The organism is Spirosoma fluviale, from assembly GCF_900230225.1.
Lineage (GTDB): Bacteria > Bacteroidota > Bacteroidia > Cytophagales > Spirosomataceae > Spirosoma > Spirosoma fluviale.
This window is the reverse complement of sequence record NZ_OCNH01000005.1, coordinates 104,308-116,530: the sequence shown is the minus strand read 5'-3', so window position 1 is coordinate 116,530 and position 12,223 is coordinate 104,308. Positions and strand designations below refer to the sequence as shown.

Annotated in this window: 6 protein-coding genes and 1 pseudogene; 4 read left to right on the top strand and 3 right to left on the bottom strand. The window is 50.5% G+C overall.

Going from position 1 to position 12,223, the window contains the following annotated elements; genetic code table 11:
• Positions 1 to 68: 68 nt before the first annotated feature.
• From CRO74_RS23575 to CRO74_RS32110, 4 genes and pseudogenes are all read left to right on the top strand, one after another.
• Positions 69 to 1,085: a hypothetical protein gene (locus CRO74_RS23575; RefSeq protein WP_097129526.1), complete on the top strand. Its 1,017-nt coding sequence runs from the start codon at positions 69 to 71 to the stop codon at positions 1,083 to 1,085.
• Between the two features lie 77 nt (positions 1,086 to 1,162).
• A complete protein-coding gene (locus CRO74_RS23570) occupies positions 1,163 to 4,729 on the top strand; it encodes an SNF2-related protein (protein ID WP_097129525.1) in 3,567 nt (1,188 codons plus the stop codon).
• Between the two features lie 57 nt (positions 4,730 to 4,786).
• Positions 4,787 to 4,996 (top strand): type II toxin-antitoxin system HicB family antitoxin, encoded by a 210-nt coding sequence (locus CRO74_RS23565; protein ID WP_097129523.1) that lies wholly within the window; start codon positions 4,787 to 4,789, stop codon positions 4,994 to 4,996.
• A 77-nt stretch (positions 4,997 to 5,073) separates the two neighbouring features.
• Positions 5,074 to 5,247, top strand: a pseudogene (locus CRO74_RS32110) (type II toxin-antitoxin system HicA family toxin); the annotation flags it as partial.
• 130 nt (positions 5,248 to 5,377) lie between these two features.
• On the opposite strand, the gene CRO74_RS23555 reads toward CRO74_RS32110, so the two are convergent.
• The 3 genes from CRO74_RS23555 to CRO74_RS23545 form a co-directional block, all read right to left on the bottom strand.
• On the bottom strand, positions 5,378 to 6,754 hold the full coding sequence (locus CRO74_RS23555) for a Gfo/Idh/MocA family protein (protein ID WP_097129521.1): 1,377 nt from the start codon (positions 6,752 to 6,754) through the stop codon (positions 5,378 to 5,380).
• Between the two features lie 144 nt (positions 6,755 to 6,898).
• A complete protein-coding gene (locus tag CRO74_RS23550; protein ID WP_097129519.1) occupies positions 6,899 to 8,065 on the bottom strand; it encodes an alpha/beta hydrolase family protein in 1,167 nt (388 codons plus the stop codon).
• A gap of 135 nt (positions 8,066 to 8,200) precedes the next feature.
• A complete protein-coding gene (locus tag CRO74_RS23545) occupies positions 8,201 to 11,941 on the bottom strand; it encodes a sensor histidine kinase (protein WP_179830285.1) in 3,741 nt (1,246 codons plus the stop codon).
• Positions 11,942 to 12,223: the final 282 nt, after the last annotated feature.

Sequence of the window (12,223 nt, the reverse complement as noted above, 5' to 3'; positions counted from 1 at the left end):
CTTAAAAAGGTTTAGTTTTGATAAACTGTGCCCTGAACCGCCTTCGTCAAACGTAACTCATCTGCTTTATGGCCTCTGTCCGGCTCTTTCTCACGCCCAAAACCGGGTTTTTCATCCTGCTAACAGCACTGCTCATCAGCGTTGAACTGGCCGTAACCCATACAACCGGTTTTAGTCGGCATCCGGTAGCCGTGTCGTTGGGTGTTCTGTTCGATCTGGTGGTCGTCACTACGGGTCTGTTTTACTGGCTCGTGGCAAAACCCCTTCAGCTCCCCCGCAGCCGTACCATCCTGGTCGCCATTTTAATGCTGCGACTAGCATCGTTGATACTGCCCGAAGCCGCTTTCCTGTCAAACCAGTTTTGGCCGTACTTGTTAGTCCTGACTGAGGCAATGGCCCTGACGCTGGCCGGTTTCCGCATCCGAACCATCGTGCAGACCTACAAACGATTACGCCCCCTGATGGATGCAGAATCTGCCCTGCACGGCAGTCTGGCTGGTGTTTTTGGCGAAAAAGCGGCTGGCTTCATCATCGGCGAAGGCCTTACCCTCTATTATGTATTACTGGGATGGCGGCTTACATCAGCGGTTCCGTTCGGGTCGACTGCCGTAACTACACACCGCGAGTCGGGGCAGATTGCCCTGGTCATCGGCCTGCTGGTGGTGGGCGTTATTGAAACCGCTGGCGTCCACCTGCTGCTGAATCGCTGGAGTCCATCGGTCGCATTCTGGGTGACGCTGGCGAGTGTCTATGGATTTTTGTTTTTCATTGCCGATTGCATCGCGACGGTCAAACGGCCTTCGTATCTGACCGATACCCACCTGCACATACGATTTGGTGTACGCTGGCGGGCAACTATTCCGCGCCCGGCAATTGTTACAGTGGAACGCATCCACGAAAAACCAGCTAAACAGCCCGGCCAACTTCAGGGTGCCTTTCTGACAGCGCCCACGGCCTTGCTGGTATTCCGGGAGCCGATCCGGTTTCAAGGGCCTTATGGGCTGACCAAACAGGTAAGTCGGTTAACTTTTTGTGCGGATAATCCGGTTTCATTCGTTGACCAACTAATGGACGGTATCGGATAAAGCCAGCCCGTTAGCGTCGGCACGCGGGTAAATGGCCTGATCAACTATTTTTACGAAGAAATTTTCAATTCGGTAACATGGCGGAACGAATCACCTACGGCAAGACATGGTGGGGACAACAGTGGCTCAATGCCCTAACCAGCATTGACATGGCGAACCGATTGCCGCGAGGTAAAACTTACGCGAACAAGGGGGCGGTGCAAGGGCTATCCATTTCTCAGAATCAGATCAGTGCGTCGATTAAAGGCACCGCGCCCCGACCTTATAAGTCCAAATTATCGGTACCGCTATTCACGGAACAGGAAAAAGACTGGCTGCTGACCGAAATCCGGGAAAATCCGGCCACGCTGGCGCAACTTCTGAACCGGCAGCTACCACCCGAACTGACCGAGTTTGCCGATAAGCGGGACATCCAGTTGTTTCCCCGTTCGTTTCGGGATTTGTCGATGGGCTGCTCCTGCCCCGATGAAGCCGTACCCTGCAAGCACCTTGCCGCCGTTATTTATACGATTGCCAATGAAATTGACCGGAATCCGTTCCTGGTTTTTCAGTTGAAAGGCCTCGATATTCTCAGCGAACTACAAAAGTTTCAGGTAGAAGGCATTCAGGGTGCCCTGGAAACGGTACTGTCGTTTAAGGACATCGGCACCGACGATCTGCCAGACGACGAAGACTGGAAACCTGACGAGAAGGCGCAGGCTAATCTGGATTTCGCTACCATTCCACCATTGACCGATCAGCTTTTAGGGTTGCTCTCTACCGACGTTACGTTCACCAAAGGCGACTTTCACAAATCGCTGGCGCGGGCGTACAAGCTGTTCAGCAAGCCGGTCGAAGTCGATAAAGCACTCCTGAACGAACAACGCAATACTACCAGCGTACCGGCCTTCAGCGACAGCATTGAGCTACAACTAGATGAGTTGATGACGGTCAAGAAGATCAATATGTTCAGCGAGCATGGCGAACCCCGGTCCATTCCCGGTTTCGACATGAGCGACCTGATGGCCTGGCTCAATACCCTCACCGAAGCCGACTGGGCCGAAATGAGCGATTCTGTGCGGGGTCTTTACCTAACCATGCAGTTTGCAGCCGCACTGCTGCGCCGGGGAGCCGTGGTGCCCCAGCTCCTGCGCGTGGGGCCAACGGAAGAACAGTACCGGGTTCGGTGGCTCCCGGCCACGCTCAACGAAACGGTGAAACGTCAGACCGATCTGCTGGCCGCTCAACTGCCGCCAACGTTGCTAACTGTACGCTGGCAAAAAGAGTGGCTGGCCCTGCCCGACGAACAGCAGGTGCTGACCCTCTGCTCGTTGTTCCTCCGCCGAGCTATCAAACCCGCCACCGTCGAACTTTGGGAACGCTGGCCGCTGGAAGATGCCGACCGCCTTTTCTTTGGTGTCGAGACTATCCGTTTTGAAGGCTTTGGCCGGAAGGAAATGCCGCTGGCCATGCAGCTTTGGGTCAATGATTTCTTTCTGACACACAAGCGGTTTGTGCCGATTCTGGCCGTTGAAGACAGTGAATTGGGCGAAGAATTCCGGCTGAGTCTGCTCATTCGCGACCGCGAAGCCCCCACCATTAATGGCGCACCAACCGCACCAATCCCGTTGCCGGACTTGCTCGACAAACGCGTGAACGGCATCGACCGGCATCAGCGCATTCGGATGGCCGTTTTGCAGGATTTGCTGGTGCTGGCACGGCACTTCCCCGATCTAGCTAAAATGACCAAAACGGACGGCCCCGCCTATTTGTCCTACACCCCCGAACAGTTTGTAAAGGTGCTGCTGGAGCAGTTGCCCCGGATGCAGTTGCTCGGGATTGCGCTGCTGCTGCCCAAATCGCTTCAGCACTGGGTTCGGCCGCAGGCGGGCGGGCGGCTAAAGGCTAAAGTCACGGCCAATACTGCGTTTATGCGGCTGGACGACATGCTCACCTTCGACTGGCAGATTGCCTTGGGCAGCGAAATGGTGAGCGTGAAAGAGTTCCAGAAACTGGTAGGCCGCACAACGGGGCTGGTCAAGATTAAAGATCAGTACGTGCTCGTCGACCCAACGGAGCTGAACAAGCTTTACAAACAACTCGAAAACCCGCCCGAATTAACTGGTACAGAATTGCTCCGAGCGGCTTTATCGGAGGAGTACAAAGGCAACCGCGTTGGCTTAACGGCTGAGATTCGCGACCTGGTTCGGCAGTTTACCGAAAGTGAATCGCAACCCCTCCCCAATTCGCTGCACGCAAACCTGCGCCCTTACCAGCAGCGCGGCTACGACTGGCTTGTCAAGAACACGGCCCTCGGCATGGGCAGTCTACTCGCCGATGACATGGGCCTTGGCAAAACCCTTCAAGTCATTGCGCTGCTGCTCAAATTCAGGCAGGAAGGTCGATTCAAGAAACAGAAAGGGCTGGTGGTGTTGCCCACGACCTTACTGACCAACTGGCAAAAAGAGATTGCCCGGTTCGCCCCCGAGTTGCAGGCGCGGATTTATCACGGCTCCAACCGTAAGCTCCCTATCGAACGCAACGGCGATTATGACCTGTTGCTGACGACCTACGGGGTCATTCGCAGCGACCTGAATGAACTCAAAAAAATAACCTGGGCCGTTGTGGTCATCGACGAAGCACAGAACATCAAAAATGCGGATACCGAACAGACAAAAGCCGTTAAAGCCCTGAAATCGCCCATTCGCATCGCGTTGAGCGGCACGCCGGTCGAAAACCGGCTCTCGGAGTTCTGGAGCATTATGGATTTCGTGAACAAAGGGTATCTGGGCGGACTGACCAAATTCAACGAAGAGTTCGGCAAGCCGATTCAGCAGGAGCGGGACCACCAGAAGCTCGACCAGTTCCGGCGCATCACGAGTCCGTTCTTGCTCCGGCGCGTCAAAACCGACCGCACCATCATCAGCGATCTTCCCGATAAAATCGAGACCAATCAGTTTTGCGCCCTTACTACGGAGCAGGCCGTGCTGTACGAAAGTGTGGTACAGGAGAGTTTGCGGGCCATTGAAGAGAAAGACGGCATTGCCCGCCGGGGTCTGGTGCTGAAGCTAATGACCGCTCTCAAGCAAATTGGAAATCACCCGCATCAGTACCTCAAAAAAGGCAATGCGGCTCCATCGCTGTCCGGCAAGGCGACGCTGTTGCTCAGTCTGCTCGAAACGATTTACGCCAACCACGAAAAGGTGCTGATTTTCACCCAGTATCGGGAAATGGGCGAATTGCTAACCCAGTTTATCCAGCAGGCGTTTGGTACGCAGCCGCTGTTCCTGCATGGCGGCACCTCCCGACCCGAACGCGACCGGTTGGTGGAGCAGTTTCAGCGCAACCGAAGTGATCACACGTTTATCCTGTCGCTCAAGGCGGGCGGTACGGGGCTAAACCTAACCCAGGCAAACCACGTCATTCACTTCGATTTGTGGTGGAACCCGGCGGTAGAGTCGCAAGCCACCGACCGGGCTTTCCGGATCGGCCAGACGAAGAACGTCATGGTTTATCGACTCATGAACCAGGGCACGCTGGAAGAGAAAATCGACGCCATGATCCGTTCCAAACGCGAACTCGCCGACCTCAGCATCAAAACGGGCGAAACCTGGCTCGGCGATCTGAGTGATGATGAGTTGAAGGAACTGGTGAGTTTGGGGTAGGGCTGGAATTTTTAATAAAAACAAGATTAACGTACCTTAGTGTAAAACAGACTAACTATGACCGAGATCATTTTTGTCGTTCACGAAGCTGAAGAAGGTGGCTATTTCGCTAAATCTGAAGGCCCTGCTATTTTCGCGGAAGGCGATTCTGTAGAAGAACTGAAAGCCAATATCAAAGGTGGCGTCGAGTGCTACTATGAGAATAGCCCGGATATGCCCAAATTGGCACATTTGCATTTTGTCAAAGACGAGGTATTTGCCCTTTGATTTAACGCATGAAGATTCCGCGCGATATATCTGGAAAAGAGTTAATAAAGTCCCTTAAAAAATAGGGCTACGAAGCTGTTAGCCAAAATGGAAGCCACATAAAGGTAACCACTGAGCTAAACGGTCAACATCATATCGCCATTCCCAATCATGACCCTATCAAGATTGGTACGCTAAATGGCATTCTGACAGAAGTTGCAAAACATTTTGGTGTTGATAAAGCGGAGGTAACAACTACTTTATTCAGCTAAACTGATGATACGTTACCTGCAGACGAAACCTGGCTCGGCGATTTGAGCGATGATGAGTTGAAAGAGCTGATGAGTTTGGGGTGAGTATGTAGTACCGACCGTCCCGGTCGGTACTACACTTACTCCACCACTACACTTTCTTAGGATCAGGGTGGGTATACGGCGAACGGTAATCCCGCGCTAGCATTTTAGTGGCTTCTTTGTCGCCGACGACTTCGCGTTTGATGGGGTCGTAGATCATGGGGCGGCCGGTTTTCATGGCCATGTTCGCCAGAATACAGCTTGATGTCGAGATGTGGCCTTCTTCGATGTCGGCGACGGGGCGGCTGTTTTTCTCGATGGCGTCGAGGAAGTTGAGCATGTGCAGACGCGTGGCCGGGGCTGCATTCAGCTCAATTTTCGGGCTGGTATCTTCCGTAACATCTTCCGGGTACTTCTCTTTTTCGTAGAGAACATCGAAGTGTATTTTTTCGCCTTTCCCCTCCGGAATAAAGTCGCATTGCATCGTACTACCCCACAGTGTACCTTTTTCGCCATAGAGCGTGAATGACCAGGGGTAATCGGGATTGTTGGGCGTCCCCCAGGTTTTATGATGCCACACACAGTTCAGATCTTCATACTCAAACAAGGCCGATTGCGTGTCGGAGATGTTCGATTTTCCTTCTTTCTGGACATAAATGCCGCCGTGGGACGTAATGCGTTTGGGCCAGCCCAGTTTGAGCATCCAGCGAACGGTATCAAGCATGTGTACGCACATATCGCCCGTAACGCCGTTGCCGTATTCCATGAATGTCCGCCACCAGCGCACGTGCGGCAATCCATCGTACGGGCGAAGCGGAGCCGGTCCGGTCCACATTTCGTAATCCAGAAAATCGGGCACGGCCTGTACCGGAGGGTTTCCGTTATTGCGCATATGAAAGTCGCAGGCCATCTCCACGTGCGATATTTTGCCGAGCAATCCGGCATCAACGATTCGTTTCTTGGCATCGATCAGGTGAGGAGTACTTTTGCGCTGCGTACCGACCTGTACCACCTTGTTGTACTTCCGGGCGGCTGCCACCATGGCTTCGCCTTCCATGACATCGACACTGATGGGCTTCTGGACATACACGTGCGACCCCGCTTTCACGCAGTCGATCATTTGCAGAGCGTGCCAGTGGTCGGGGGTACCAATGAGCACAATATCCATCTGGTTTTCGGCCAGCATTTTTTTATAATCGCCGTACAGCTTGGGTGTTTTGCCCGATTTCTGACGCTGGCTCACGAGTTTAGCGGCACCGGCCAGCATATTTTTGTCGACATCACAGAGGGCCACCACCTCAACGGGGGCGACTTGAATCAGACGAAGTAAATCACTTTTACCATACCAGCCCGTACCGATCAGGCCAACCCGGTAGGCTTTGGGCGGGTTAATAAGATCCATCCCCCTCGCCCCAAAGGCCGAAAGAGCAAGTGAGGCAGTAGTGCCCTGTATAAAACGACGACGGTTGATATTGAAAATATCCATGCGAGTTAAGGTTTTTCAGACGGCAGAGCCGGGGGTTTAGGGTAAACGAATCACGATTTACAGACTCAGGAAACTGGGGACTGAATACTAAATACAAGCAGGCCCATATACTACTATATCGACATACCATTCGACACCAATCGCTTATTTCAGTAAGGCCATTACAGCCTCATCGCCTATAACGGCGCGGGCCGGGCGGGGGTGAGCCGCGTCGAAAACGGCTAAATCCGCTGGCTCAAGCAGCTTATTTGGTGCTTCGTCGATTTGGCCATCTTTCAGCACCCGGTTCAAATCCAGCTTCAGTTCTTTCGCCAGGAACCGGTAAGCGGCAGCCCGCTTGCTGGGGCCGTAATCATGCCCTTCTGTGGGCAGGTGTACATTTTCAACCCGGTCTTTGGCACCGTAATAGCCGTAAATGCCCTGGATATACGGAAACTCGACGTCGGGCGTGTTTTTGGTCCAGTCTTTCCCGTCCGAAATCAGAATCATGGGACGTGGTGCGGCCAGGGCGGCCAGTTCCACATTGCTAGTCTGGTGGGTGGGGCGTTTATGAATGGGCATACCGCTCTCACAGGTACAACCCCCGAAAAAGTGCGCCGATACCATTACAACGGGCACCGATACTTTAATACGTTGATCGAGGGCGGTGAGCAAAAACGTCTGCGTTCCCCCGCCCGATTCGCCCGACATAGCGACCCGATTCTTATCGACTTCGGGCAGGCTGGTCAGGAAATCCAGTGCCCGCATGCCATTTAGGGTTTGCAGTTTCAGTGCTTCGGGAATTTTATGCGATGTCTGTTTCGAGTCGCCGTAGCCAAGCATGTCGTACACGAACACAACGGCGCCCATACGCGCCATCGTAGCGCATCGCTGCTGGGTCTGCTCCACAAACCGGGCATCCTCTTTCGGCGTGTGGCCATGCGGACACAATACCGCCGGAATCTTCCCCGTTACGTTCAGCGGTTTGTACAGATTACCCGTCACGAAAAGGCCGGGGACGCTCTCGAAATACACGTTCTCGACCGTATAGCCATTCATTTTTTTCAGGCTGTGCCGAATAGGTTGCAGCGGAGCAAATTTCGGTTTGTCGGGCAACTGCATCCCCTCGCGAAGTCCCTGCCGAATGAGTTTGGCGCGGGCTTCCCAACTGGCGCGGTCGTGGTGCGTTTTGGTGAACGTCTTTAGCGCAGCCGCCCCTTCTGCCTCAGTGAAGTACGCCCCCTGGCACAGATCCGGGCGGGCCGGATTGGGTTGCGCAAAGGCGGTTATTGTGCCTATCAGATATGGAATGATGAGAAATCGGAGGTTCATAGCCTATAGTAATTTTATTAAACGCAAAAGCAGAAGCCTCCCGGAGTCGGGTATCCATCGCTTATTTCATATGTATGCGTTTGAAACAAACCCAAAAGGTGGCTCTGCTAAACTCTTACTCCATAACCGATTGGCCTATAACGTAATTTTACTCGCTACTGCATTCGGCGCATTTTCCAGAAGGACTGGCGCTGAAGCTACCAGTGGCAACGTTACGGTGAATGTGGTTCCTTTTTTCTCCTGGCTCTCCAGTTCCAGCTTGCCTCCGTGGCAATCCACAAATTGACGGGCAATAACCAGTCCTAAACCAGTACCCTGTATGCCATTGGTATTACTGCCCCGATGAAATGCCTGAAAAAGTGAAGGCTGCTCGCGAATTGGGATACCTATACCCGTATCGATTACTTGCAGTACCAGATTGTCAGGATTGAAAACGACACGAAGAATGGGCGATGTATTAACCGAAAATTTAAAGGCATTCGACAGTAAGTTAATCAGCACATGCTCCATCAGTTTGGCATCCAGATTGACCCATTTGGGCGTTCCCTCAATGAGTAATTGAACGCTTCGATGATCGGCCCGTTCGCTGAAGTGTGTTTCGATTAATGTCTCACAAAGGGCAACTACGTCTTCTAAACAAGGAATGTATGTTATCTTGCCAGCTTCAATTTGACCGATGGTCAACACATCAATTAAAAGTGAGCTAAACTGATCGATCTGCTTTTCAATGACTGCCAGGTGCTTTTGAACAGAGGTTCGGGCATTGGCAGCCGGTGAGTCGATATACAGCTTGATCAACTCAACACTAGACTGAATGGTAGTTAGTGGCGTACGAAACTCATGCGAGGCTGTAGAAACAAACTGCGACTTGAGTTGATTTAACTCCTGCTCCCGAAGGAGTGACTTCTGCAAAACGAACTCCTTCTCTTTCTGTACGGTCACATCACTGGCAATACCAATGTGACGTAGCGCCTGCCCGGCTTCATCGCGGATGGTAAAACTGCGAATTAACAGCCAGCGTAACGGCGCATCTTTAGCTTGTAGTCTATAATACAACTCCCCCTCTATGCCAGCCTTGTATTGCTCAATGAAAGCCAGAACCGCAGAACGATCTTCGGGCAAGACCGTTTGCATAAACGAGAATGGGTTTTCCTGTACTTGTTCAAAGGTGGTATTCCAGACCCGTTCAAAGGCCGCGTTGACATAAAGCAATTGAAAGGGCCTGGCCGAATGAATCCAGAATACTTCGTCAACATTTTCAGCAATTTCCTGAAAGCGCTGCTTACTTTCCTGCAATTGCTGCTGAGCGGTCTGCTGCTCTACTTTAGCTTGAAGTAATTGCACATGGAGTGCCTGGTCCTGTAACTCCTGCTTTTGCTTGAGTACCTCACTGGTTCGCGCCTGAACCTCATTTTGTAGGTATATCTGTAGCTTTCTTATACGGTTAACCCGCAGTCGATAAGCACCATAGAGTGTTCCCACCAGAAACACGGCCATCAACGTTTTAAACCACCAGGTCAGCCAGTAAGGGGGCGTAATAACAACCGTTAAGGACGCCCCCTCCGCATTCCATAACCCATCGTTATTGGAGGCTTTTACTCTGAAGGTATACGTTCCGGGGTCCAGGTTCGTGTAAGTTGCGGTCCGTTTTGTGCCAATGTAATTCCATCCGTTATCGAAACCCTCCAGTTTATAGGCGTATTGATTTTTTTCCGGAACGGTATAATTAAGCGCTGCAAATTCGAATGTAAATACGGATTCTTTGTAGGAAAGAGTAATCAGGTCCGTTTCGCTAATGTGCTTATGAATGAACTGATTTCGGTCGTCAGCAGAAACCGATTTATTGAAAACAAGAAAATCGGTGATGTGGACCGGCGGAATAAACGTATTCCTTTGCAAACTATCCGGATGAAAGGTACTAAACCCGTTCACGCCACCAAAAAACAGTTGCCCATCTGCCGTCTGGAAGCTGGAGTTATCCCGAAACTCATTCCCCTGCAACCCATCCGAATATCCAAAATTCTGAAATGTCTCCAGTTTAGGGTCGAACCGGGATAGACCATTGTTCGTACTTAACCAAAGGTTATTTTTTCGATCTTTCTGGATGGCAAAAACAATGTTGCTGGCCAGTCCTTCTTTTTCGGTGTAAGCTTTGAACGTCTGTTTGGCAGTATTGAAATAATTTACCCCACCACCTTCGGTACCTATCCACATATTTCCATCATCAGCTCTCAAAATAGACTGCACATTATCGTTGGACAGACTATACTTGTTGCGGGGGTCATGTTGATAGTGCGTAAATCGTTTATGCGCACGATCGAGCCGGTTCAGGCCTTTATAAGTACCAACCCAGATATCGCCTTTATCATCCTGAAAAACAGTCGTTATAATATCATCGCTGATACTTGTTTCATCGTTAGGGTCTGTACGGTAATGTGTAAACGTTTTATCCTTAACATTATAGAAGTTAAGTCCGCCTTTCCAGGTACCTATCCAGATGTTACCGTCCCGGTCTTTAAACAGGTTGTTCACATCGGAAATGGACAAGCTGTGCTGATCATGTGCTTTGGGTAGATGATGTTCGAAGACGCCGGTTTTAACGTTAAAAAAATCAAATCCGCCGTTGTGATAGCCAAGACCCAAAACATCAGGCGCTACTTGAATCACGGATATAACATAACTGTTACTGAGCGAATTAGGATTTTTATCAGAGTGCTTGTAAAGCGTAAAACTTTTTGTTTTTCGATCAAACAAATTTAGTCCCCCGCCATCGGTACCAATCCAAACCTTGTTTCCCGTCGGATCACCTGAAATAGACAATACAACATTATTACTCAGGCTTCGGGGATCGTTGGCAATCTGCCGATAAGAAATAAACTTCTTCCCAAACCTGGGCACAAAATTTACGCCCCCGGCATAGGTGCCAATCCAGATATTGTCTGCATTATCCCGGTAAAGACAATACACCGAATTGTTGTTAAGGGTAGAGCTATCGTCTGGATTGTTCTGATACGTAGTGAATGTAGCTGTGCCTTTATCATACACACTTATACCTCCGTTTTCGGTACCAACCCACAAACTGCCGTTCCTGTCTTCCATCAGGGAGAGAATATCGTTATGGGCGATACTCCGGCTATCATGAGGGTTGTGCAGGAAGCTGCGAAATGAATCGTTTTTTTGATTGTAGACCGACAGCCCGCCCCCGTGCGTTCCTATCCAGATAGCGCCCGTACTATCTTTATACAGTTCCTTGATCCAATCGGCCTGTAAACTAGCTGTAGAAGCCGTTTTTTTGAAATAGCGAACAATCCGGCCGGTGGAAGCAGTATACTTGTACAACCCTTTTTCCGTTCCAATCCATAAATTACCGTTGTTATCTTCCGCAATACGGCTCACATACTTACTATACTTACTTATTTCTTTGTTGACTGGTGATTGGGGTTTGTATGTGCCGCTTTCCAGGTCCAATAAAAATAAGCCCTGGTCGGTTCCTATCCACAATCGTTTCTTGCTATCCTGAAAAATGTCGTTAATACTGTAGTTTAGCTTACCATCCGGGTAATGAACAAAACTTTCTTTCTCCCTATTGAACCGATCTAAACCACCGGCCGTACCAATCCACAGGTTTCCGGCTTTGTCTTCCAGTAGATCCTGTACATAGCTGTTACAAATACTACTCTTGTTATCGAGTTCCCGTTTGTAGTGCGTAAAGGTATAGCCGTCGTATTTGTTAAGGCCATCCTGACTACCAAACCACATAAAGCCCTTTTTATCTTTAAGAATGGCGCTGATCTGGCTCTGGGAGAGGCCCTGATTGGTTGTTAAATGACTAAAATTGATAGGTTGCGCCCGTAGAGTAAAGGCGGTCAAACTCATAGCACATAGCCAAACTACAGCAGCAGTATACATTGGTTTCATCAATCAAATCGCCTATAAATAGTCTGGTTGCAAGCGTCTTTCCATTCACTACCAAGTTTTACCCGTGTGCGTCTTGTTGAGTAATTTATAGCCTAACTATGCCTGATTCACTCGTTATTGAACAATCTGGCCCTTACTATACATTCAGGAACGGCTCTACACTTAATAGGCTGAGCTTGGGTTAATTAGACCCTGCGATTTACTCATACCTAGTAGATTCATTTATAAATATAGCACCTA